This window comes from Pseudoscardovia radai (genome assembly GCF_002259605.1).
Lineage (GTDB): Bacteria > Actinomycetota > Actinomycetes > Actinomycetales > Bifidobacteriaceae > Pseudoscardovia > Pseudoscardovia radai.
On sequence record NZ_MWWR01000003.1, the window covers coordinates 224,060 to 247,414 of the forward strand.

General features: G+C 67.1%; 19 protein-coding genes. 12 read left to right on the forward strand and 7 right to left on the reverse strand.

All coding sequences use genetic code 11. From position 1 onward, the window contains the following. The first annotated feature begins 45 nt into the window (after positions 1-45). Positions 46-1,266: an Mrp/NBP35 family ATP-binding protein gene (locus tag PSRA_RS01910; RefSeq protein WP_169712460.1), complete on the forward strand. Its 1,221-nt coding sequence runs from the start codon at positions 46-48 to the stop codon at positions 1,264-1,266. A 139-nt stretch (positions 1,267-1,405) separates the two neighbouring features. On the opposite strand, the gene PSRA_RS01915 is transcribed toward PSRA_RS01910, so the two are convergent. The 7 genes from PSRA_RS01915 to PSRA_RS01945 all read right to left on the reverse strand — a co-directional run bounded on the left by PSRA_RS01915 (position 1,406) and on the right by PSRA_RS01945 (position 9,335). After that, positions 1,406-2,512, reverse strand: a complete 1,107-nt coding sequence (locus PSRA_RS01915) for a hypothetical protein (RefSeq protein ID WP_094660164.1) — start codon at positions 2,510-2,512, stop codon at positions 1,406-1,408. A gap of 185 nt (positions 2,513-2,697) precedes the next feature. After that, positions 2,698-3,108, reverse strand: coding sequence for a peptide deformylase (locus tag PSRA_RS01920; RefSeq protein WP_094660165.1), 411 nt, complete (start codon positions 3,106-3,108; stop codon positions 2,698-2,700). 127 nt (positions 3,109-3,235) lie between these two features. Further along, the gene (locus tag PSRA_RS01925; protein WP_094660166.1) at positions 3,236-4,051 is read right to left on the reverse strand and encodes a hypothetical protein; all 816 of its coding nucleotides are present in this window, start codon (positions 4,049-4,051) and stop codon (positions 3,236-3,238) included. 254 nt (positions 4,052-4,305) lie between these two features. Continuing rightward, the gene (glnA, locus tag PSRA_RS01930; protein WP_094660167.1) at positions 4,306-5,742 is read right to left on the reverse strand and encodes a type I glutamate--ammonia ligase; all 1,437 of its coding nucleotides are present in this window, start codon (positions 5,740-5,742) and stop codon (positions 4,306-4,308) included. Between the two features lie 304 nt (positions 5,743-6,046). Beyond that, on the reverse strand, positions 6,047-6,820 hold the full coding sequence (locus tag PSRA_RS01935; protein ID WP_094660168.1) for a DUF4191 domain-containing protein: 774 nt from the start codon (positions 6,818-6,820) through the stop codon (positions 6,047-6,049). 266 nt (positions 6,821-7,086) lie between these two features. Then, entirely contained in the window at positions 7,087-8,595 is a 1,509-nt protein-coding gene (locus tag PSRA_RS01940; protein ID WP_094660169.1) for an FAD-dependent oxidoreductase, read from the reverse strand. 131 nt (positions 8,596-8,726) lie between these two features. After that, positions 8,727-9,335: a DUF3043 domain-containing protein gene (locus PSRA_RS01945; protein WP_094660170.1), complete on the reverse strand. Its 609-nt coding sequence runs from the start codon at positions 9,333-9,335 to the stop codon at positions 8,727-8,729. Positions 9,336-9,479: 144 nt separating this feature from the next. On the opposite strand from PSRA_RS01945, the gene PSRA_RS01950 reads away from it, so the two are divergent. The 11 genes from PSRA_RS01950 (at position 9,480) to argR (ending at position 23,291) form a co-directional block, all read left to right on the forward strand. Beyond that, positions 9,480-10,907, forward strand: a complete 1,428-nt coding sequence (locus PSRA_RS01950) for a dipeptidase (RefSeq protein WP_094660171.1) — start codon at positions 9,480-9,482, stop codon at positions 10,905-10,907. A 129-nt stretch (positions 10,908-11,036) separates the two neighbouring features. Then, a complete protein-coding gene (locus tag PSRA_RS01955) occupies positions 11,037-11,999 on the forward strand; it encodes a TrmH family RNA methyltransferase (protein WP_094660172.1) in 963 nt (320 codons plus the stop codon). Positions 12,000-12,185: 186 nt separating this feature from the next. Continuing rightward, positions 12,186-13,253 carry a phenylalanine--tRNA ligase subunit alpha gene (pheS, locus tag PSRA_RS01960; RefSeq protein ID WP_169712461.1) on the forward strand — a complete coding sequence of 356 codons (1,068 nt, stop codon included), beginning with the start codon at positions 12,186-12,188 and terminating at the stop codon, positions 13,251-13,253. Positions 13,254-13,256: 3 nt separating this feature from the next. Continuing rightward, positions 13,257-15,860: a phenylalanine--tRNA ligase subunit beta gene (gene pheT / locus PSRA_RS01965; RefSeq protein ID WP_094660174.1), complete on the forward strand. Its 2,604-nt coding sequence runs from the start codon at positions 13,257-13,259 to the stop codon at positions 15,858-15,860. A gap of 329 nt (positions 15,861-16,189) precedes the next feature. Continuing rightward, positions 16,190-16,909 carry a DUF4190 domain-containing protein gene (locus PSRA_RS01970; RefSeq protein WP_094660175.1) on the forward strand — a complete coding sequence of 240 codons (720 nt, stop codon included), beginning with the start codon at positions 16,190-16,192 and terminating at the stop codon, positions 16,907-16,909. A gap of 252 nt (positions 16,910-17,161) precedes the next feature. Continuing rightward, positions 17,162-18,256 carry an N-acetyl-gamma-glutamyl-phosphate reductase gene (argC, locus tag PSRA_RS01975; protein ID WP_094660176.1) on the forward strand — a complete coding sequence of 365 codons (1,095 nt, stop codon included), beginning with the start codon at positions 17,162-17,164 and terminating at the stop codon, positions 18,254-18,256. Further along, a complete protein-coding gene (gene argJ / locus PSRA_RS01980) occupies positions 18,253-19,431 on the forward strand; it encodes a bifunctional glutamate N-acetyltransferase/amino-acid acetyltransferase ArgJ (RefSeq protein WP_094660177.1) in 1,179 nt (392 codons plus the stop codon). The genes argC and argJ overlap by 4 nt, the downstream gene beginning before the upstream one ends. Before the next feature lie 51 nt (positions 19,432-19,482). Beyond that, positions 19,483-20,436, forward strand: coding sequence for an acetylglutamate kinase (argB, locus tag PSRA_RS01985; protein ID WP_094660178.1), 954 nt, complete (start codon positions 19,483-19,485; stop codon positions 20,434-20,436). Further along, positions 20,426-21,721, forward strand: coding sequence for an acetylornithine transaminase (locus PSRA_RS01990; RefSeq protein ID WP_094660179.1), 1,296 nt, complete (start codon positions 20,426-20,428; stop codon positions 21,719-21,721). Before argB ends, PSRA_RS01990 begins: the two co-directional genes overlap by 11 nt. A gap of 41 nt (positions 21,722-21,762) precedes the next feature. Continuing rightward, on the forward strand, positions 21,763-22,737 hold the full coding sequence (gene argF / locus PSRA_RS01995; protein ID WP_094660180.1) for an ornithine carbamoyltransferase: 975 nt from the start codon (positions 21,763-21,765) through the stop codon (positions 22,735-22,737). Continuing rightward, on the forward strand, positions 22,734-23,291 hold the full coding sequence (gene argR / locus PSRA_RS02000; RefSeq protein ID WP_094660181.1) for an arginine repressor: 558 nt from the start codon (positions 22,734-22,736) through the stop codon (positions 23,289-23,291). The genes argF and argR overlap by 4 nt, the downstream gene beginning before the upstream one ends. Positions 23,292-23,355 lie beyond the last annotated feature (64 nt).

The following is a 23,355-nucleotide window of genomic DNA, read 5'->3' on the forward strand; positions in this document are numbered from 1 at the left end:
CGCGTCGGTGAACCCCGCGCCGGCACAGAGGAAAGAACGGAAGACATGAGCACTACTTTCACCGACGGGCGCGTGCATGACGATGTCATGGCGGCGCTCGGGCACGTCATGGACCCCGAGCTGGGGCGCACCATCGTCGACCTCGGCATGGTGTCGGGCGTCGACGTGGCGCGGTCGGCATCCGCGCCGTCCGATCCGCTCCAGGCGTCGGATTCCGCCCCGGATCCGGCCGAGAATCCGGCCCAGGCTCCGGATCCCTCCGCCCCCGCATGGGATGTGACCGTGCATCTGGAACTCACGGTGCCGGGGTGCCCGCTGTCCGACACCATCCGCCGCCGTATCACGGCCGCGCTGGCGGGATATCCCGGCGGCCGGCTCAACGTCACCATCGACACCTCCACCATGAGCCAGGGCAAGCTCGAGGCGCTTGTTGCGCGTCTCAAGGCCGAGCGTCGCGCCAACCCCTTCACCCGCGCCGATTCGAAAACCCGCATCTTCGCCATCGCATCGGGCAAAGGCGGCGTGGGCAAAAGCTCCGTCACCGCCAACCTCGCCGCCACCTTCGCCGCGATGGGCTACGATACCGCCGCCATCGACGCCGACATCTACGGCTTCTCCCTGCCCCGTCTGTTCGGCATCACCGACCGTCCGACGAATCTCAACGGCATGCTCGTGCCGCCCGAGGCGTGGGGCGTGCGCCTCATGTCGATCGGCGTTTTCGCTGGCTCAGACCGCGCCATTCTGTGGCGCGGCCCGCGCCTGCAGCGCTCGCTCGAACAGTTCCTCACCGACGTGTGGTGGGGCGAGCCCGACGTCCTTCTCCTTGACCTGGCCCCCGGAACCGGAGACATGACCATCAGCGTGGCGCAGACGCTGCCGAACGCGGAGCTCGTCGTCGTCACCACGCCGCAGCCCTCCGCCTCCGAGGTGGCCGTGCGTGCGGGCCTTGTGGCGCTGCAGATGCCGCTGCAGGTGGACGGCGTGGTGGAGAACATGAGCTACTTCGACCACAAGGGCGAGCGCCTGCGTCTTTTCGGCGAGGGAGGCGGCGAACGCGTGGCGCGGACGCTGACCGACGAGCTGGGCTACGATGTGCCGTTGCTCGGGCAGCTGCCGCTCGTTCCCGAGCTCAGGGAGACGACGGAAGGCGGGCGTCCGGCCGTTCTCGACGAGAACGGCGCGTTGGCCGATTCCGATGTGGCGCGCAGCTTCGAAAGCATCGCGCGCGCCCTGCTCGCGCATGAACCGGGGCGCGCCGCGGCGTGAGGCCTGGCATCCTGGGTATTCCGGACGCCGGATGTCGGAAACAGACGCCGGACGCCGGAAACCGGATACAAGAAGGGGTGGATCCGCCTGAGCGAATCCACCCCTTCCCATTTTCTATCGTGGCATTATCGCCGCGCCGTCACTTGGTGGTGCAGGTCACGTCGATCGCCGTCATCGAATGCGGCAGATACCGCACCGTTGCGAATTTCTTGGCCGGGTTCGTACCCGCCAGCTGGGTCTTGCAGCTGTCATACTGACCCTGCGAGAGCTTCACGGTCAGCTCGGAGCCGTCGGAGGTCTTGCCCTTGATGCTGTACGGGGACTTCGACACCGACACGTACGTCAGGTCGGCCGACGTGTTGGCGAAGTATCCGGGAAGGTCGAGGCCCTTGAACACAGCGCCCGCCGCGCATCCCAGCGTCAGCAGCAGAATCACGATCTGCACGGCGGTGATGGACTTGCGGATCGTGATGACGCGGTTGCGTCCGTTCGAGAAGAACAGGAAGAGGAAGAACAGGAAGCCGGTGGCGAAGGCGATGAAGGACGTCAGGTAGCGCACGGATTCGCTCTGCGACATGCGGTTCATGAGGAACGCGACGAGAGTGGCCGCGAGCAGTACGCCGAGGACGATCTTCATCGTGACGGATACGCGCTCGATGGGCTTTTCCACGCGCTGCGCCGACGCCGCATCGCCGTCCATGGTGTACGAGTCGGCGGACTGCGTCGTCGACTGGGCGATGGAATCGAACTGCATGCCGCGGTCGTTCGTGACATCGTAGGCCGGCTGGGTGCCGTAATCGACGGTGCTGGACAGCGCGGGAATCTGCTGGTCGTCCGCGTCGGACGGGGTATCGACGCCGGGCAGGCCTTCGGCGGATGACAATCCGTTCGGGTCGGTCACGTCCGGGACGTCCTGCGCGCCGCCCAGATCCATGTCGGTGTCATAGATGCGGCGTGCGGACGGGGAGTTGGGAACGACGGTATCCGCCTCGGCGGAGGCGTAGAGCGACTGCCAGTCCACGGAATCCGCGGCAGCGCTGCGATAGCTGTCTGTGGCGCCGTAACCGCCGTCCGTCCCGTCGGTTCCATCGCCGTATCCGTTGCCGCCGTTCACGGCACCGTACCGGGGCTGGGCATAGCGGGAATCGGCGTACCCGGAATCGTTGTATTGGGAATCGTCGTACGGGGAATCGTCATTCGATGGGATGGACTGACGGTCCGACCCGTACCCGTGTTCATTGGCCATGTGTTCCTCCGACCTTGTGAGGATAAGTGCGCTTCGCCGCGCTATCTCCATTTCCTCAGACAACTTATCATAAGTCATTCCTCGGGAAGAGACATGCACGGGAGCCGTTCCCGAACAGCCACGTCCGTATGCCGGCATGCCGCCCTCGCCGCCACCGGTCCGCTGGTCATCCGGCGTCAGAAAACCTAGACGAGGATGCCTTCGAGATGGTCCATCTCGTGCTGGATGATCTCGGCGGTGTAGCCGGAGAACCCACGCATATGGCGCTTGAAATCAGCGTCCTGCCACGTCACGGTGATGTTCTCGAAACGCGTGGCGCGATGCGGCTCGGCCAGCGACAGGCAGCCCTCGCGCGTCAGATAGACGCCGGTATGCTTGGTGATCTTCGGATTCACCATGACCACCGGCCCCTTCTCCGTGCTCACGATGATGATACGCACGGAGGAGCCGATCATATTCGCCGCCAGACCGACGCAATCGTCATGATGCGCGGCGAGCGTGTCGCGCAGGTCGGCGATGACCTGCGCATCGTCCTTCGTGGCCTCGCGCGACGGCTTGCTGAGGAATTCGGTGTCGGTGACGATCGGCTTGTTCATGCTGTGTCCTTCGGTTGCGGTTGCTGCGGGCGCCGGCGGCGCGCCGTTCCCAAACGATTCTACCGTCAGGCGTGGTACGCGGCCGCCTTTCCGGATCATAACGCCCGCCCGAATCACACAGCCCGGATCACAGCCCGAGATGGCCTTCGCGTCGGATCAGCCCTGGCTCCTCGTCCAGAACGACCTGTGGCATGCCATCGTTCGCCGCGCTACCGCCAGCCGCTGCGTTGCCCTCCGGATTATCGTCCGCCGGGCGCGCCACCAGGCCGTCGATCGGCTCGCCGGCGCAGAAATCGTGGATCAGCCGCCACTGGCGCCGTGAGATGCCGATGCGCTCGTCCGGCCGTACCATGAGCACGCGGGAGCGGGGCGCAAGGCCACGCAGCGTATCGGCCGCGTGCGGCGTGCATTCCTCGTCGTCGATCCACACCAGCGGCGCGGGATCGGCGCCGCGGTTCTCGAAGCGCAGACGCGACACAACCGCCTCGAGCTTGCCCGTGCGCCGATGCTCGTTCGTCACCGGGTCATACCAGAGAATCGTTCCGACCGTGGCGGGGTTCCAGTCCAGAAGTGGGTCGAGGATGTCGTCGCAGTACGGCTGCCATGTGCTCAGCCAGCTCAGATTGATGGCTCCGGCGGCGGCCGATGCCATGATGGCGTCCGACAGCTCGCGTGAGAAATGGATGCGGAAACGCCCGATAGGCGTGCGCGCCTGCTCGTTGCCGTCGAGATGGAACGCATGCTGCGGCGAGTAGATGGCGGCGCGCGGGTCGTCGGGCCTGAGCCACAGCGGCGTGCGGTTCACGCCGCCGCGCCGCAGCACCGTGTAGTCGGGGAAGGCGTTGAGCACGCCGTCGAAATCCGTATACACGACGGGCGTCGGCTTGCCAGGGCGGGGAGTGGGAATCGGCTCGGCCGTCGCGTCATGCGTTGTGTTCCCCATGGGTTTCTCCTTCCGTCCGCCTCATATTGTCTTTCGCCCCATATCGTCCGGGTAGTCCCACGATTCTACCGCCGTCGTTATGGCGGGCCTAACGGACGCGGAGGCATCGTGCACCCGCCGCCCCCGTCTCCCGCCGCCCACCGTTCGCTGCCATAACCTCTCGCCCCACGACCTCCCGCCACAGAAACAAAAATCCCCTCCCGCAAGGGAAGGGGATTCAATCCGTCATCGGACGCTCGCCATGCGGCGGGGCATCAGATGTGGAAGTAGAGCTCGTAGTCGAGCGGGGTCGGCTGCAGGCGGGCCTTGTCGATCTCGGCGCGCTTGATGTCAATCCAGGTCTCGATCAGGTCGTCGGTGAAGACGTTGCCTGCGGTGAGGAAGTCGTGATCCTCCTCGAGGGCCTTGAGCGCCTCGTCGAGGGAGCCCGGAGCCTGCTTGATGTTCGCGTACTCGGCCGGCGGGAGCTCGTAGAGATCCTTGTCGATCGGAGCCGGCGGCTCGATGTGGTTGATGACGCCGTCAAGGCCTGCCATGAGCTGGGCGGAGAAGGCGAGGTACGGGTTGCAGGACGGATCCGGCGCGCGGAACTCGATGCGCTTGGCGGCCGGGGACTTGCCGGCGAGCGGGATACGGATCGCGGCGGAGCGGTTGCGGGCCGAGTAGACCATGCACACCGGGGCCTCGAAGCCCGGGACCAGGCGGTGGTAGGAGTTCAGCGACGGGTTCGTGAAGGCAAGCACGGAGGAGGAGTGCTTGATGAGGCCGCCCACGTACCACTGGGCGATCTTGGACAGGCCGCCGTATTCCTTCTCGTCGAAGAACAGCGGCTTGCCGTCCTTCCACAGGGACTGATGGCAGTGCATGCCGGTGCCGTTGTCGCCAGCGATCGGCTTCGGCATGAACGTCGCGGCCTTGCCGGCCTGTGCGGCGGTCTCATGCACGATGTACTTGTACTTCATGAGGTCGTCGCCGGCGTGCTGCAGCGAGTTGAAGCGGTAGTTGATCTCCTGCTGGCCGGCGCCGCCCACCTCGTGGTGGGAGCGCTCGAGCACCAGGCCGGCCTCCTCGAGGTTGTGCACCATGTCATCGCGCAGATCCTGGGAGTGGTCGATCGGCGGAACCGGGAAGTAGCCGCCCTTGACCTTGTTCTTGAATGCGATGTTCGGGGTGTCGTCGTCCTCGTATTCCTTGCCGGAGTTCCACGGAGCCTCGATGGAGTCCACCTCGTAGAAGGAACGCGCCATGGAGTTCTCGAAGCGCACCTTGTCGAAGATGAAGAACTCGGCCTCCGGGGCGAAGTAGGCGGTGTCGGCGATGCCGGTGGACTGCAGGAAGGCCTCGGCCTTGGCGGCGACCTGACGCGGGTCGCGGCTGTAGGCCTCGTCGGTGATCGGATCCACGATGGAGAAGATCACCACAAGCGTCTTGTGCTTGCGGAACGGATCGACGTAAGCCGTCGTCACATCCGGCTTGAGGTTCATGTCGGACTCGTTGATGGCCTGGAAGCCGGTCACCGAAGAGCCATCGAACGGCATGCCGTCGGTGAACGCGTCCTTGAGGAACGCGGCAGCCGGAACGGTGAACTGCTGCTGGACACCGATGAGGTCGGTGAAGCGAACGGAAACGTACTCGATGCCTTCGCGGTTGATGAGGGCCTCGACGTCTTCCTTGGTCTTGATGTCGGTCATCTGACCATCCTTTCGTCTTTAGGAATTCATCGTAAAGTTTAGGGTCACCGGTTTCGCAAAGTCGACTTTTACGTTACGGATATGTTTCATGATGCCCTCAAGCCTTGCAATTGCAAGGAAAATTCATGGCAATACGATGGGCGCATGGCGGAATGCCCCCGGATGGGGCGCAGAAAAACGAGCCTCCGGCTTCGATTTTCGAAGCGACGGCGCGTTTCCGGCATGCGGATACGGAAAGGCCCCGTCCGATGGGACGGGGCCTGGATGCCATGCGGCGCGCGCCGTGCTGTGGTGCGGCGTTCCGTCAGCGGCCGCGCAGGGCGCGCGGGCTGATATGTACGCGGCTGGGGTCGATGCCTTGCGGCATGTTCATGGTGTTGTTGCGCTTTTGCAGCGTGCTGATGCGGTTGTTGAGGTTCGTCAGCTCGTCCTGGCGCAGCTTCATCTTATGGCCGCGCACGATGGACTTGCGAAGGTCCTTGAGCGGGACCTGCTTGGGGCCGGTGCCCACGCAGATGCGGTAGATCGGGATGGCGGAGCCCTGCGTGATCCTCTTGATCTTCTTGGTCTGGGCGTCCATGGCGCGCTGCACGCGGCCATAGTCGCCCTCGCCCACGAGGAAGATGCCGCTCAGGCTTGTGCCGATCAGCACCATGTCCTTGGTGCGCGGGTCGACCCAGATCGGCTGGTCGTAGAAGGTGTACGCCTTGTTGTTGAGGTTGCTCAGCACCATGGCCGTGGCGCCGGGCTTGCCTTCCATCTCGGAGTACACGGCGGTGTTCGAACGGTTCGTGAGCACCCAGACGGCCACGGTGAAGCCGATCATGACGCCGGTGAGAACGGTGAGGATCCAGCCGACGATGCTGCGGCGGTACAGGAACAGCGGCAGCAGGACGGAGATGAGCACGGGGATGCCGAAGCTCAGCGCCATCACCCACGGCAGCTTGGAGTCGACGCGCCTTGTATAGCGGTAGACCCGGCCGATCTGCGTGAAGGTCTCGCGGATCCTTCCGCGCTTCTTGCCGTCCTTCCCGTCGTTGGTTTTCGAATTCCTGGTCTTCGAATCGTCTGTCGCCATGGGCATCCTTCTGTCGTTTCCGGGGAACTTCTGGTGTTGGGAAGCGCCATGTGTGCCCGCACGTTCCTTATCCGGCGTTGTGTGGCGCGGTTTTCCGAGGGCGCGGGTTTCTTGCGGCGCGGGGTTCCCTGTGTCGTTCCTCTGTGTATGGTAGCCGATTGCTTGGCCAAGGCGAGGCGCGTCGGCCAACTTCGCGACCGATTGCGTCGACGGCGAAACGCGCCGCCGGACGATCCCGGTCTGCCGTCTGTGTCAGGTGCCGCGGTTCAGAAGGTGTGCAGGGGGCGCCCGTCCGCCGCAAGCAACGCCTCGCCGAGCGCCTCGCCGAAGGTGGGGTGCGGGTGGATGGCCCGTGCGGCCTGGCTCAGCGGAACGCGACCCCGCACGAGCTGCTCGGCCTCGGCCACGAGCTCCGAGACATGCGGCCCCGCCATATGCGCGCCGAGCACGATGCGTTCGCCGCCGTCGGCGGGCGTGGCGGTCACGAGGTCGATGACGCCCGATGCGCTGCTCATCATAACGCGTGCATTGCCCTGCGTCACAATTGCGGTGTCCCTGACATCCGTCCATGCGCCGTCGGCGCGCGCCTCATCGGCGGCGAGGCCGACGCTCGCCGCCTCGGGGGAGGAGAAGACGACGAGGGGCGAGGCGGCGTCCTCGACGGGGGCGGGCTCGAGGCCGGCGATGCATTCGGCTGCGACGATGCCCTGTTCGAAGGCACGATGCGCCGTCTGCCTGCCCCGCGTCACATCGCCGACCGCGAACACGCCGGGGCGGGAGGTGCGTCCCCAAGGGTCCGTGACGACGAAGCCGCGGGCATCCGTCTCGATGCCGGAATCGGATACCCATGGGGCGGAGACCGGCGTGCGGCCGACGGCCACGAGGCACAGCTCGGCCTCGAGGCGGGACGTGGCTCCGCCGCGCCCGGAGAGGGTGAGGGCGATGCCGCCGTCGACGTCCTCGTATGCTTCGATGGATTCGTAATCGGCCCACTGCACGCCGTGCGCGCCCATGCCGCGGCGCACGGCCATGCCCACGCGGCGCGGCCACGCCGACAGGGGGCGTCCGTGGCGCAGAAGCACCGTGACATGCGCGCCGAGCGAAGACCAGAAGCTGGCGAATTCGAGGCCGATGGCGCCCGATCCCACGATGATGACGGAGGAGGGAACCCGGTCGAGCGTCAGCGCGTGGTCGGAATCCAGCACACGGCCGCCGAAGGGAAGCGCATCGAGCTGGGTGGGGCGTGCGCCGGTCGCGAGGACGACGGCGCGGGCGGCCAGCGTCGTCGTGCCATCGGCGGTGTCCACGATGACGCGGTGGCGAGTGCCGTCCGTCGCGCCGTCCGTAGCCGCCGCGTCTGCCTGTGCCGCGCCATCGTCCAGTCGCGCCGTGCCGCGCACCAGCGTCACGGCGCGGCGGGAAAGCAACGATTCAAGGCCCGTGACCATCGTGTCGACGCTCGCGTCTCGGAAGGCCGCGAGCCTGTCATAGTCGACCTGCGGTTGCGGCAGCATGATGCCCATCGTCTCGCCGTGCCGGGCCTCGTCCGCGGTATGCGCGGCGGTCAGCAGCGCCTTCGTCGGGATGCACCCGCGGTTCAGGCAGGTGCCGCCCGGCCGCGCATCCCGCTCGACCAACGCCACCCTGAGACCGAGCTGGGCGGCGCGCAGGGCGCAGGAGTATCCGCCCGGCCCCGCGCCGATGACGGCGATATCGAAGACAGGGGAGTCAGCGGAGTGCGACGGGAGGGAAGAAACCGGTGGAACGATGGACATGGCAGTCCTTTCTGATCGGGTCGATCCGGGGCGTTGCCCGGACCATGGGGCGGATTCCTGAAGTGCGAGATGGATATGAGCGGGTATGAAAAAGGCCGGATCGCAATCCGGCCCGGGGGAGCGACGGCCGGTCAGGCCGGCCAGTTGCCGTGCTTCTTGTACCGCGGCTTCGGCATACGCCACGCCCGGATCTGCAATGCGCGCGTCCACGCGTACAGGCCGGTGCGCTGGCCCTTGGCCACGGCCTTGTCGCCGTATTTCGCGACGAGCTTCTTCTTCAGCGACCTCCACATAAGAACCGCGTCGATGATGACGGCCAGCAGATACACATAGACGACGATCATGAGGACGAACGCCGCCACGGGCGACCAGCGCTGCACGATCATCGAGGCGATGAGCGCGATGAACACGATGGGCATGAACCATTCGCCCAGGTTGCGGCGGGCGTCCACGTAATCGCGCACATAGATGCGCCACGGGATGCGCTCGCTCGTCGGCATATGCTGCACGTCGCCGGTTTCCATCGCCTGGTACTCGCGGTCCTGCTTCTCGCGGGCCTTGGCCCTCTCCGCCTTCTTGGCGGCCTTGCGGTCGGCGGGGACAAGGGGACGCAGACTCGCCTTCTGGGCGTCCTTGCGTTTGGGGGTCGGCCGTCCCTTGCCGGGGGTCGTGCCGGCGGCGGCGGGGGACGCCAAGGAATCTGCGTTGTCTGACGTGTCCGAGGTCTTGTTATGAGCCATGCAGCTCAGGTTACGTTTACGCCTCGACGCGCAGCGGCTAGAATCGGTGCGGAACGCGGCGCGGCGCACGCGCCTACGCATAGGACGGCAGCCCCCGGACGCCCGGGCATGCGCCCAATATATAAGGAGTACGAAGGAGACAGCATGCAGAGCACTGAGAACGCTACCGCGCACGATGGCGCCGGAAACGCCGGAACGAACGTCCGGACACTGGGAACCGAGGAGATCCGCCGGAGGGTCGACGACGACTGGCACCGCGTGGTGGATGTGCTGTCGGCGAAAATCGCCCTGCGCAGTGTGTCCGCCGAAGGCATCACGGCCGATCATATGAAGCGCTCCGCCGAATTCGTGGCCGAGCAGATGCGCCTCGTGGGAATCGACGACGCCCATGTGGTGCAGTCCCATAATCCCGACGGAACGCCGGGCGCGTGGGAGGTCGTCGGCTCGCGCATCGTGGATCCCGCGGCTCCCACCGTGCTGCTGTACGCGCACCATGACGTTCAGCCGGTGCCCGATCCCACCGCATGGGATACGGATCCCTTCACCGCCACCGTCGTGGGCGACAGGCTCTACGGCCGTGGCTCCGCGGACGACGGCGGCGGCATCGCCATCCATTCGGGCGCCCTGCACGCGCTGGGCGACGACCTGCCGTGCAACATCAAGCTGTTCTTCGAGGGCGAGGAGGAGATGGGATCTCCCAGCTTCATCCCGTTCCTGAGCGAACACCGCGCCGAATTCGACGCCGACGTCATCATCGTGGCGGATTCGGGCAACTGGTCCGCCTCCGTCCCCAGCCTCACCACCTCGCTGCGCGGCAACACCGACGTGGACGTCACCGTGCGCGTCCTGGGCCACCCCGTGCATTCGGGCCAGTTCGGCGGCCCCATCCTCGACGCCGTCACGCTGTCGTCCCTGCTCATCGCGTCGATGTATGACGCCGAGGGCAACCTCGCCGTCCCCGGCATCGATTCGCAGGAGCCGGTCGGCGGCCTGCAGCGAGACCTCGACGAAAGCACCTTCCGTCACGATGCGGCCATCGTGGATTCCTACCGCCTAGCCGGAACCGGCTCCCTCGCCTCGCGCGTGTGGACCAAGCCGTCCGTCAGCGTCATCGGATTCGACGCGCACCCCGTCGACGGATCGTTCAACGTCATCGCCGACGCCGCGCGCTTCCGCCTGTCCCTGCGCACCGCGCCCTCGCAGGACCCGCGTAAGGCGCAGCGGGCGCTCGCGGATTTCCTCGTCTCCCATGCGCCGTTCGGCGCCGAGGTGAGCGTGGAATGCGGTGAGAACGGCCGCGGCTGGGCCATGGATCCGGAGTGCGAGGCCGTCCAGGTGGCGCAGCGGGCGATGGCCGATGCCTTCGACACGGCGCCCGTGAACAAGGGGGAGGGCGGCTCCATCCCCTTCATCCCCGAGCTGCAGGAGCTGTTCCCGCACGCGCAGGTGATCGTGACCGGCCCCGAAGACCCGCAGGCCAACGCGCACAGCCCCAACGAGTCGATTTCGCTGAGCGGACTGAGGAACAACATCGTCACCGAGGCGCTGTTCCTGGAGCGCTTCGGCCGCTAGCACGGGCAGTCGGTTCTGCTTCCGGGGCTCCCGTTGCCGGTGCGCCGTCATCGCGGTTGAGGGCGCCCTGCATGCGGGCCAGTCCAGGGGCGTGCGGGCCGTATCATGGCGCGGCCGTATCATGGCATCATGCCCATCAGCTCAGGAATCCTCGAAAACCCCAAGTCCGACCGCATCCGCCACGTCGCGGAGCTCGCTTCGCGTCACGCGCGCCGCAAGATCGGGCGCTTCCTCGTCGAAGGACCCCAGGCCGTGCGCGAGGCCGTGCGGTTCATGCCCGGTTCCGTGCATGACCTGTATGTCAGCGCCGCCCTGTTCGACAAGCGTGACAGCGCTGCGTCCGTCATCGCCTACGCCGCGGATCGCGCCGGCATCTACGTGCATGCCTGCACCGGGGCCGTCATGGAGCGCATCAGCCCGGACTGCCAGGGCATCGCCGCCGTCATGGACTGCGACGCCGTCGACCTGAAGACGACGGCCGCCATCGACCGCGCGATCGCCGCATCGGCGCCGGGCACATCGTCCGACGGCACATCGGCACCCGATGCATCGCCCGACGGCGCATCGTCCCAAACCCGCAAGGCAGGGCGCCCCGTGCCTCTTATCGCCGCCTGCTGGCAGGTGCGCGACCCGGGCAACGCCGGCACCATCATCCGCGCCGCCGACGCCGCCGGTTGCGCCGGCGTGCTTCTGGTGGACGACTGCGTGGACGTGACGAACCCCAAGGTGGTGCGCGCCACCGCCGGCTCCCTGTTCCACCTTCCCGTCGCGCGCCTCGACGTGGACGGCTTCTTCGGATGGGCCGCCAACCGCGGCGTGCATGTCACGGCCGCCGATGTCTACGGCACCGCGCGCCGTCGCCCCATCCCGCTTCCCGACATGCTCGAGGGGCGCGGCGACGCCCCCGCCGAGGCCCTGGCCCGCCCGCACGTCATCCTCTTCGGCAACGAGGCGCGCGGCCTCGAGGAGGGAACCGTCGACCGGTGCGACGACGTCGTGACGATTCCCATCTACGGCCAGGCCGAATCCCTCAACGTGGCCACGAGCGCCGCCGTGCTCCTGTACGCCTTCGCCCTGCGCGCCAGGCGCTGATGGAAGGCGCCGGCGGCGATACGCCCCCGGGCACACGATGCGGCCGCCGTGCGGCGCACAGGCGCGGGCCGCGCTAGGGTTGCCGTGTCCGGCGCTATGTCTAGTCATGCCAAGACAATGTGGAGGGGTATGCCGTCCGCCAGCGCCGGCGGCTTCCCGAACCCAGGAAACCAGAAAGGTAATCCAGTGGTAGATAGCTCAACGTTTGACGCCGCCGCACTGACGGCGACCATCGACGAAGGAATCGCCAAGGTCAAGGCGGCCTCGACGCTCGACGAGCTGCGCGCCGTGCGCACCGAGTACGCGGGCGCCGACTCCGCCCTCGCCGCTGCATCGAAGGCCATCGGCGGCCTTCCCAAAGACCAGAAGAAGGACGCCGGCAAGCTGCTCGGCAAGCTGCGCGCCGATTTCGGACGCGCCTACGGTCCGCGTGAGAAGGAGCTCAAGGAGGCCGCGGAGAAGGCGGCGCTCGCGGCGGAGCGCGTCGACATGACGCAGCCGGTCGAGCGCAGGCCGCTCGGCGCACGCCATCCGCTTCCCAAGCTCCTCGAGGACGTCGAGGACTTCTTCGTCTCCATGGGCTGGCAGATCGCGGACGGCCCCGAGGTGGAGACGGAATGGTACAACTTCGACGCGCTGAACTTCGGACCCGACCATCCGGCGCGCCAGATGCAGGACACCTTCTACGTCAAGGGCAGCCAGGCCAAGGACGCCGCCGGCTTCGTCGGCTCCAACATCGTGGTGCGCACGCAGACCTCGTCCGACCAGGTGCGTTCGCTGATCGAACGCGGCGTGCCGCTGTACATCGCCTGCACGGGCCGCGTGTACCGCACCGACGAGCTCGACGCCACGCATACGCCGGTGTTCCACCAGTGCGAGGCCCTCGCCATCGACAAGAACCTCACGATGGCCGACCTCAAGGGTGTGCTGAACAAGCTCGCCGTGGCCATGTTCGGCCCCGACGCCAAGGCGCGCCTGCGCCCCAGCTACTTCCCGTTCACCGAGCCGAGCGCCGAAATGGACCTGTGGTTCCCCGACAAGAAGGGCGGCCCGGGCTGGATCGAATGGGGCGGCTGCGGCATGGTCAACCCGAACGTGCTCAAGTCCGCGGGCATCGACCCCGATGTGTACTCCGGCTTCGCGTTCGGCGTGGGTATGGAGCGCACGCTCCTGCTGCGCCATGACATCAACGACATGCACGACCTCGTCGAGGGCGACGTGCGTTTCAGCAAGCAATTCGTGATGGGGGAGTGAGCAATGCCTTTCATTGACATCGATTGGCTTCGTGAGCATGTGGCGGTGCCGCAGGACGAGACCTACGAGCGGCTCGCCAAGGACCTCGTGCGCGTGGGCCTGGAGGAAGAGGAGATCCACACCTCCTCGGTGACCGGCCCCATCGTGGTGGGCTACGTGGTGGACGCCACGCCCGAGCCGCAGAAGAACGGCAAGGTCATCAACTGGTGCCATGTGGACGTCGGCGACGAGTACAACGAGACCGACGCGGACGGCAACAAGGTGCCGCGCGGCATCGTGTGCGGAGCGCCGAACATGCGCGCCGGCGAGAAGGTCGTCGTCACGCTGCCGGGCGCCGTGCTGCCCGGCGACTTCCAGATCCAGCCGCGCAAGACCTACGGCCATATCTCCAACGGCATGTGCGCCTCGGAGCGCGAGCTTGGCCTGGGAACCGACCACAACGGCATCATCCTGCTGTCGGAGCGCGGCTACTCCCCGGAGGAGTACGACGCCATCAAGCCCGGCGACGACGCCATCAAGCTCCTGCATATGGACGAGCCGCTGCTTGAGATCAACATCACGCCCGACCGCGGCTACGCGTTCTCGTACCGCGGCGTGGCCCGCGAATTCCACAATTCGACGGGCGCCGCGTTCACCGACCCCGTGGAAGCGCTCGATGCCAAGGTCCCGACGCTCGCCCATGACGCGAAGGGCGACATCGAGGTCATCGTGGATGACGAGAACCCGATCCACGGACAGGTGGGCTGCGACCGCTACTACGCGCGCACCGTGCGCGGCTTCGACCCGTCCGCCAAGTCGCCGGCCTGGCTGCAGCACCGCCTGCAGCGCGCCGGCATGCGCCCCATCTCGCTGGCCGTGGACGTGACGAACTACGTCATGCTCGACCTGGGCCAGCCGATGCACGCCTACGATCTTGACAAGCTGTGCCCGCCCATCGTGGTGCGCCGCGCCAAGGAGGGCGAGAAGCTCACGACGCTCGACGGCAAGACGCACGAGCTGTCGACCGAGGACCTGCTCATCACCGATTCGCCGGACGGCGAGCGCGGCGGCCGTATCCTGGGCCTGGCCGGCGTCATGGGCGGCCTGTACGGCGAGGTGACGAGCGAGACGAAGAACATCCTGCTGGAATCCGCGCATTTCGATCCCATCACGATCGCCCGCTCGGCGCGCCGCCACAAGATCCCCTCGGAGGCCTCGCGCCGCTTCGAGCGCGGCGTCGACACCGCGCTGCAGCCCGCCGCGGCGCAGATGGCCGCCGACCTGCTCACCACCTATGCCGGGGGCGAGGCCAGTGCCACGCCGACCGACTACAACACGGTGACGCCGCGCCAGACCATCCGCTTCAAGACGAGCGAGGTCAAGCGCCTGACCGGCCTCGACCTGACGATCGACCGCATCTCCGACATCCTCGAGGACATCGGCTGCCGTCTGGGCGGCGGCGGCAACGGCGAACTCACCGTCGCCGTGCCGTCGTGGCGTCCCGACATCACGATGCCGTGCGACCTCGTGGAGGAAGTGGCGCGCATCGAGGGCTATGACACGATCCCGACCACGGTGCCGCCGGTGCCCGCCGGGAACGTGGGCCTGACGGCCGACCAGAAGCGCAAGCGCATGGTGGCCGACACGCTCGCCGAGTACGGTCTGGTGGAGACGCTGACATATCCGTTCGTCGGCGACGCCGATTACAAGGCCTTCTCCTTCGACCCCGAGGCCGAGAAGCCGTACAGCGTGGAGATCGAGAACCCGCTGGCCGGCGATCGCCCGTTCCTGCGCCGCAACGTGCTCATCACGCTGGCGCAGACCGTGCAGCGTAACATCCGCCGCGGCATCGAGAACGTGAGCCTGTACGAGATCGGCCATGTGTTCCTCGCCGATCCCAAGGCCCCGGCGGTTCCGGCGCTGCCCGGCGGCGTCAAGCCCACCGACGAGCAGCTCGCCGCGCTTGACGCGGGTCTGCCCAAGCAGCCGCTGCATGTGGCGGGAATCCTGACCGGCCTGGCCGAGGACGACGGTTGGTTAGGCGACAAGCGCCCCGTCGATTGGAGCGATGCCGTCGAGGCCGTGCGCCGCGTGTCCGACCGCCTTGGCGCCGACCTGCGCCTCGCGCAGCCGGCCGAAGGCGTCGCCGTGCCCGAGCAGTGGCATCCGGGACGCTACGCCGCCGTGCGCCTTCCCGATGGCACGATGGTGGGGCGCGTGGGCGAGCTCCATCCGCGCGTCAATGAGGCCCTCGGCTTCCCGGCGCATACCGCGGCGTTCGAGCTCGACCTGACGGCCCTGTTCGACGGCGTGGCGTACGAGCCGCTGCAGGCCAAGCCCATCTCCACCTTCCCGCCGGTCAGGCAGGATTTCGCCTTCACCGTCGATTCCGGCGTGAGCGCCGACCAGGTGGAGGACGCGATCCGCAAGGCCGCGGGCGACGACCTCGAGGAGATCCGCCTCTTCGACGTGTTCGAGGGCGGCCAGCTCGGCGAGGGCAAGAAGTCCCTGGCCTACTCCGTCACCTTCCGCTCTCCGAGCAAGACGCTGACCGGCGACGACACCGACGCCCTGCGCGCGGCCATCGTCGAGTCCTGCGAGAGGCTCGGTGCGCAGCTTCGCGCCTAGCTCGCGCTGGCACATGACACGCGGCGGTCGGGATTCCCGGCCGCCGCGTTGTCGTATCCAGCGTCCGTCGTATCGGAAACGATGGTACGGTTTCCGGACAAACATCCACGATTCTGCGGTCGATATCGCCAGGAAATGTCCGCAAGCCGTACAACTGTTCTGGAATTCATATGCGCGTCGTATGCGCGGAGCGGATTCCCAGCCGTCTTTCAGCGGGAACCCTATAATGCATGTGATAGACGGCGCCCGAAGGAACGGCGCCGGCGGGAGTCGCGCATCCGCTGCGCCGACCGCAGGGCCGACCGGCCGAATCGTTCCAAGGAGGGTATATGTCCGACATCAATCCGAACCCGTCCTCGCAGAACCACGCTGTGCCCTCCGGCGCACAGCCGCGGCAGCCCGATCAGCCCGCGCAGCCGGATCGATCCGCGCAGTCCGATTCCTTCGAGGGCAAGTATGGCGCGATGGCCAGCGACTACCCGGGCTGGAATCCGTATAAGTACGGGGCTCCCGACACGGGGCGCTCCAACGACGGCGATTCCTCGAAGGGTTCCGCGTCGCGCCGCACGGCCTCCCTCTCCTCCGACGATGCGGCCCGCGGCGCATCGTCGCCCTACGGCGCCGATTCGCGGCAGGGGATGGTCGGTCAGCCGGGGCAAAGCGGCCAGAACGCGCCGGGCAACAACTCCCTGTGGACGCCGATGGGCAACATCAATCTCGACGACCCGCACCAGAACCCGTGGTACGGGCGGTGGGACAGCTACGCGGTAATCTCCTTCGTGCTGTCATTGTTCATTCCGATCCTTGGCCTGGTCTTCGGCGTCGTGTCCATGCGCCGCACGCGCATGTTCCATATGAAGGGGCGCGGCCTGGCCATCGCGGCTGTGGTGATCAGCGTGGCGTCGATGCTCGCGATGGCATATCTCGTGGCCACGGGCAAATACACCGAGATTCTCTCGTCGGTCTACGGCACGGCGGGCACGCCGGCGCCGTCCGACTCGACGGGCTCGACCGCAGCCACGGCGACCTCCACCGCCACGCCGGCCTGATGCCGCCGGCGGCGCGCAGATCCGCGTCGTCCATATCCGCGAAACCGCGCCATCGTGAAAAGTCACATGGCGAAACAGCCGCATCGTGAAACGATGGCGTGTCGGATTTGCCTTATGCCGCTTTCTGTATGCATAATATATGCATATATTCGCATATATTCCGATGCCGGTACGGATGCCGGCCTCTCGCGGCCGTGACCGCGGGATCGGACAAGGCATGCAGCGACGGGCTGCATGAGGAAGGAGCGGACCATGGGCAAGCTCACCGTTGCCGTGGCTGGCGCCACCGGATACGCGGGCGGCGAAGCGCTGCGCATCCTCGCGACGCATCCCGAATGCGAGGTGACGTGCGTGGCCGGTCATTCCTCCGTGGGGGAGCGCTTCGGGCAGTTCGCACCGCATATCCCGCAGCTGGCCGACCTGACCGTCGTCGACACCACGCCCGAGAACCTCAACGGGCATGACATCATCATCCTCGCCCTGCCCCACGGCGCCTCCGGCGCGCTCGCCGCGCAGCTCGACCCCGACAGCATCGTCATCGACCTGGGCGCCGACCACCGCCTCGAATGCAAGGACGCCTGGGACGCCTTCTACGGCGGGGATTTCTACGATCACTGGACCTACGGCATGCCCGAGCTCATCACGGGCAAGGCCGCGGACGGCTCCTACACCCGCCAGCGCGAGAACCTCCCGGGAGCCAAGCGCATCGCCGGGCCGGGCTGCAACGTGACGGCCACGACCCTCGCCATGCAGCCGGCCGTCGCCGAAGGGCTTGTCGAGCCCGGCGCCATCGTGGCCGACCTTGTCGTCGGGTATTCCGGCGCGGGCAAAAGCCTCAAGAAGCCGTATCTGCTCGCCTCAGAGGCCCTGCAGTCCGCACTGCCGTATTCCGTCGCCGGCAGGCACCGCCACATCCCGGAGATCCTCCAGAACTTCGCGCACGCCGTGGGCCTGACCGCCGCCGACGCCTCCCGCTTCCGCCTGGGCTTCACGCCTATCCTCGCGCCTATGTCGAGGGGCATTCTCGCCACGGTGTCCGCGCCGCTGACCGAGAAAGGCGAGAGCCTCGCAGACGACGCCATCCGCGCCGTGTGGACCAAGGCCTACGAAGGCCAGGATTTCGTGACCGTCCTTCCCGAGGGCATGCTCCCCGCCACAGGCAACGTCATCGGTTCGAACGCGGCCCATATCCAGGTCGCAGTCGACCACAACGCGCATCGCCTCTACGCGTTCTGCGCCATCGACAACCTCAACCGCGGAACCGCGGGGCAGGCCGTCGAATCCCTGAACATCGCCCTTGGGCTCGACGAGTCCACCGGCCTGACCAAGATCGGAGTCGCACCGTGAGCGTCGTTTTCCCCAAAGGCTTCACCACCGCGTCCATCGCCGCGGGTATCTCAGCGCATGCCGGCAAGAAGGACCTTGCCCTCGTCGTGAACAACGGTCCGCTGGACGCGGCCGCCGGCGTGTTCACATCCAACCGCTTCTGCGCAGCGCCCGTGCAGTGGTCCCGCAAGGCCATCGCCGACGGCCACCTGCGCGGTGTCGTCATCAACTCCGGATGCGCCAACGCATGCACGGGCCAGGAAGGCTACGCACAGGCCCAGGCGGAGGCCGAGAACTTCGCCAAGCTCGCCGGCTTCCCGCAGGCCAGTGACGTGGCCGTGTGCTCCACCGGCATGATCGGCGACCTGCTGCCCCTCGACAACCTGCTCGACGGCATGAACAAGGCCTTCCCGACGCTGTCGGACAGCGCCGAGGCCGGCAAGGAATCGTCCATCGCCATCCTCACCACCGACACGCATCCGAAAACGGTCGAGATCGAAGCCGACGGTTACCGCATCGGCGGCATGGTCAAGGGCTCGGGCATGATCGCCCCGCAGCTGGCCACCATGATCTGCATCATCACCACCGACGCCGTCGTCACCCCCGAGCAGATGCACGAGGCCCTCGAGCACGGCGCCGAATACAGCTTCAATCGCATCGACGTGGACGGCTGCATGTCCACCAACGACACCGTGATCCTTCTGGCATCCGGTGCCTCCGGCGTCACGCCCGACCCGGCCGAGTTCTCCGCGAACATCGCGAAGGCCACCGCCAGCCTCGCCCGCCAGATCGTGGGCGACGGCGAAGGGTCCTCGCATGACATCCGCATCACCGTCAGCGGTGCCACGAGCGAGGACGCTGCCCTGGCCTGCGCCCGCGCCGTCGCCGCCAGCAACCTGCTCAAATGCGCCATCTGCGGCAACGACCCCAACTGGGGCCGCGTGGTCAGCTCGCTCGGCACCGTACCCGCCGACGTGGCGCCGTACGATCCGAACGACGTGACCGTCGATGTCAACGGCGTGCGCGTGTGCGACGGCGGCAAGCCGGGCCAGCCGCGCAGCCTCGTGACGATGGAGGGCCAGCGCGAGGTCGGCATCGACATCGACCTCAACACCGGCTCCGACGCCGAGGCCACCGTGTGGACGGACGACCTGACGCACGAATACGTCCATATCAACGCGGACTACGAGTCCTGACGGAAAACCGGCGGTAAACCTGACGGAAGAACCTGACGAAAGAAGAGTGCAATGCCTGAACTGAAAGGTCCCGGATATCATATCGACGTCCATTCGGACCTGACGCCCGACCAGAAGGCCGAGGTGCTTATCGAAGCGCTGCCGTGGCTCGAGGAATTCGCAGGCCAGCGCGTCGTCATCAAATACGGCGGCAACGCGATGGTCAACGAAAGCCTCAAGCGCGCCTTCGCGGAGGACATGGTGTTCCTGCGCCAGGTGGGCATGCACCCCATCGTCGTGCACGGCGGCGGCCCCCAGATTTCCAAGATGCTTGCCGCCCTCGGCATCAAGTCCGAGTTCAAGGGCGGACTGAGGGTCACGACGCCCGAGGCCATGGAGATCGTGCGCATGGTGCTCACGGGCAAGGTGTCGCGCGAGCTCGTCGACCTCATCAATGCGCACCGCCCGCTCGCCATCGGCATGAGCGGCGAGGACGGCGGCCTGTTCACGGCCGTCAAGCGCCGCCCCGTCATCGACGGCGAGCCCACCGACATCGGCTTGGTCGGAGACGTGGTGAGCGTCGACGCCTCCGCCGTCGAGGACCTTATCGCGGCCGGCCGCATCCCCGTGGTCAGCTCCGTGGCCCCCGACGAGAACGACACCACCCAGGTGCTTAACGTCAATGCGGATTCCGCGGCGGCGGCGCTCGCCTCGGCGGTCGGCGCCCGCAAGCTCGTCATCCTCACCGATGTGGAGGGCCTGTACGCCGACTGGCCCGACCGCGATTCGCTGGTCGGCCGCATCGGCACCGAGACGCTGCGCGACATGATGCCCGACCTCGAAAGCGGTATGCGCCCCAAGATGGAGGCCTGCATCCGCGCGGTCGACGGGGGAGTGGAGGAGGCGCACGTCATCGACGGACGTCGTCCGCATTCCCTGCTCAACGAGATTTTCACCTCCGACGGCATCGGCACGATGGTGGTGCCCGGAGAGGGAATGGATATGAGGAGTTCCTATGGCAAGTGAGAACGCACAGACGGCCGCGCAGGGCGGCCTCGAGACGCTCGGTGCGCGCGACGCCGCGCTGCTCGAAAGCTACAGCGCCGTGCACATGAACGTGTTCGGCACGCCGCTGCGCGTCATGGACCACGCGAAGGGCGCCCGTATCTGGGACGTCGACGGCAACGAATACCTCGACTTCCTCGCCGGCATCGCCGTCAACTCCCTGGGTTACGGCCACCCCGCGTGGATCAAGGCCCTGACCGAGCAGGCGTCGAAGGTGGCGCATACCTCGAACTACTTCGCCACGGTGCCGCAGATCACGCTCGCCGGCAAGCTCATCGAGAAGGCGGGCGCCCCCGAGGGGTCCCTCGTGTACTTCGGCAACTCCGGCGCCGAGGGCAACGAGGCGGCCATCAAGTTCGCCAAGCTGCACGGCAACACCATGGAGAACAACACCGGCAAGCCCGCCCGCGTGCTCGCCCTGACCCACGGCTTCCACGGCCGCACGCTCGGTGCGCTGTCCGTGACGTGGAAGCCCACGATTCGCGAGCAGTTCGGCCCGCTGGTGCCCGGTGCGGAATTCGTGGAATCCGGCAACATCGACGCCCTGCGCGCCGCCTTTGCCGCCTGTGACGAACGCGGCCCGGTGGCCGCCATCATCATGGAGCTCATCCAGGGCGAGGCGGGCGTGCTGCCCGTCGGCCCCGAATTCGTGCGCGCCGCACGCCAGCTGTGCGACGAATACGGTTCCATGCTCATCATCGACGAGGTGCAGACCGGCATCGGCCGCACCGGCGAATGGTTCGCCTTCCAGCGCGAAGACCTCTCCGGCGGGGTCACTCCCGACGCCATCACCTTCGCCAAGGGCGTGGCCGGCGGTTTCCCGATGGGCGGCCTCATCACCTTCGGCAAGCGCAATTCGTCTCTGTTCACGCCCGGTTCGCACGGCTCCACCTTCGCCGGCAACCCGCTGGGCTGCGCCTGCGGCGTCGCCACGCTCGACACCATCGAATCCGAGGGGCTTATCGCGAACGCCGAGGAGCGCGGCGCACAGCTGCGCGACGCGCTCGAGCACTGCGGCAACCCGCTGTTCGCCTCCGTGCGTGGCCGCGGCCTGCTCGACGCCATCGTACTCAAGCATCCGTGCGCCCACGCGGCCGCCAACTGGGCTCTCGAACACGGCCTCATCGTCAACCCCGTGGCGCCCGGCGCGCTGCGCATGGCCCCGCCGCTTATCATCACGGCGCAGGACGTCGACCAGGCCGTCGAGGTGCTCGCCGCGATTCCGGACGACCTGCCCGACGACTGACACGAACCAATCCTCAGCCAATCCCAGAAAGGAGAGAGGGAATGACCCACCAACTGCGCCATATGCTGCGCGACGACGACATCAACCACGAGGAGCAGAAGCAAATCCTGCGCCTCGGCATGAAGTTCCGCGAGAACCGCTTCTACTCGCAGCCCTTCGCCGGCCCCCAGGCCGTGGCCGTGCTTTTCGACAAGAACAGCACGCGCACGCGCTCGAGTTTCTCGATCGGAGTCGCGGAGCTCGGCGGCTACCCGCTCGTCATCGACAAGTCCAGCTCCCAGCTGGGCCGCGGCGAGCCCGTCGCCGACACGGCGCGCGTGCTCACGCGCATGGCCTATTCCATCGTCTGGCGCACCTACGGCCAGGACCGCGTCGAAGAGATGGCGAAATACGCCACCGTCCCCGTCATCAACGCGCTGACCGACGATTTCCACCCCTGCCAGGTGCTCGCCGACTTCCTGACGATCGCGCAGTTCCGCGGCGGCGTGGACGAGCTGGAGAACAAGACCATCGCCTACGTGGGCGACGCAGCCAACAACATGTCCAACTCCTATCTGCTCGCGGGTGCCGTGGCCGGCATGGACGTGCGCGTGGCCGGACCTCAGGGCTTCCTGCCGCGCCAGGACATCGTCGATGACGCGCGCCGCATCGCGGCGACCACCGGCGGCAGCATCCTCGTGACCACGGACCCGGTCGAGGCCGTGTCCGGCGCCGACTGCGTGTTCACCGACACGTGGGTGTCGATGGGCGAGGAGGCCGAATACGCCATCCGCTCCAAGCCGTTCTGGGACTACCAGGTCAACGACCGCCTGATGTCGTTCGCCAAGCCGGACGCGCTGTTCCAGCACTGCCTGCCCGCCTACCGCGGCAAGGAGGTCACCCCGTCGGTGATTGACGGCCCGCAGTCCGTGGTGTGGGACGAGGCGGAGAACCGCCTGCATGCGCAGAAGGCCCTTATGACGTGGCTTATCGCCTGGCAGCGCGAGGATCCGTCGCTGCTCGGGGAGTGCGCATGAGCGACGCGACCGACCCCGCCGTGCGTCGTCCGATGACGAAGGCCGCGCGCCTGAGCGTCATCGAGGAGGCGCTGCTCTCGCATGTCATCACGTCGCAGCAGCAGCTGCTCGGGCTCCTGTCCGCACAGGGTCTCGACGTGACGCAGAGCACGCTGAGCCGCGACCTCGACGAGCTTCATGCCGTCAAGACGCGCAAGGCGGACGGAACCGTGGCCTACGAGATCCCCATCGCCGTCTCGCATGACGGAGCCGCCGAGCAGCAGAGCGCGCGCGACGAGCAGCAGCTGTCGAAGACGCTGACCGGGCTCGTCATCTCCGTCGCGGCGGCCGGGAACATCGTGGTGCTCCACACCCCGTCGGGCGCGGCCCAGTACCTGGGCAGCGTGCTCGACAAATCCGCGCTCGACTCCGTGCTGGGCACCATCGCGGGCGACGACACGGTGATGATCGTGACGCGCGACGCGGACGCGGCGGCGAAAACCGCACGCCGTCTGCTGCGCCTGGCCTCCGACCAGCGCAGCGCCGGCCCGTCCGACGCCGACGCGCAGGACTGACGCACCGCCCGTCCGACGCAGGCCCCGCCGGGCCCCGCCGACGGCCCGACCGGTGTATAACTGA

Coding starts and splice junctions, on each gene's coding strand:
- PSRA_RS01910 (WP_169712460.1), top strand. CDS start 46: ATGAGCACTACTTTCACCGACGGGCGCGTGCATGACGATGTCATGGCG.
- PSRA_RS01915 (WP_094660164.1), bottom strand. CDS start 2,512: ATGGCCAATGAACACGGGTACGGGTCGGACCGTCAGTCCATCCCATCG.
- PSRA_RS01920 (WP_094660165.1), bottom strand. CDS start 3,108: ATGAACAAGCCGATCGTCACCGACACCGAATTCCTCAGCAAGCCGTCG.
- PSRA_RS01925 (WP_094660166.1), bottom strand. CDS start 4,051: ATGGGGAACACAACGCATGACGCGACGGCCGAGCCGATTCCCACTCCC.
- glnA (WP_094660167.1), bottom strand. CDS start 5,742: ATGACCGACATCAAGACCAAGGAAGACGTCGAGGCCCTCATCAACCGC.
- PSRA_RS01935 (WP_094660168.1), bottom strand. CDS start 6,820: ATGGCGACAGACGATTCGAAGACCAGGAATTCGAAAACCAACGACGGG.
- PSRA_RS01940 (WP_094660169.1), bottom strand. CDS start 8,595: ATGTCCATCGTTCCACCGGTTTCTTCCCTCCCGTCGCACTCCGCTGAC.
- PSRA_RS01945 (WP_094660170.1), bottom strand. CDS start 9,335: ATGGCTCATAACAAGACCTCGGACACGTCAGACAACGCAGATTCCTTG.
- PSRA_RS01950 (WP_094660171.1), top strand. CDS start 9,480: ATGCAGAGCACTGAGAACGCTACCGCGCACGATGGCGCCGGAAACGCC.
- PSRA_RS01955 (WP_094660172.1), top strand. CDS start 11,037: ATGCCCATCAGCTCAGGAATCCTCGAAAACCCCAAGTCCGACCGCATC.
- pheT (WP_094660174.1), top strand. CDS start 13,257: ATGCCTTTCATTGACATCGATTGGCTTCGTGAGCATGTGGCGGTGCCG.
- PSRA_RS01970 (WP_094660175.1), top strand. CDS start 16,190: ATGTCCGACATCAATCCGAACCCGTCCTCGCAGAACCACGCTGTGCCC.
- argC (WP_094660176.1), top strand. CDS start 17,162: ATGGGCAAGCTCACCGTTGCCGTGGCTGGCGCCACCGGATACGCGGGC.
- argB (WP_094660178.1), top strand. CDS start 19,483: ATGCCTGAACTGAAAGGTCCCGGATATCATATCGACGTCCATTCGGAC.
- PSRA_RS01990 (WP_094660179.1), top strand. CDS start 20,426: ATGGCAAGTGAGAACGCACAGACGGCCGCGCAGGGCGGCCTCGAGACG.
- argF (WP_094660180.1), top strand. CDS start 21,763: ATGACCCACCAACTGCGCCATATGCTGCGCGACGACGACATCAACCAC.
- argR (WP_094660181.1), top strand. CDS start 22,734: ATGAGCGACGCGACCGACCCCGCCGTGCGTCGTCCGATGACGAAGGCC.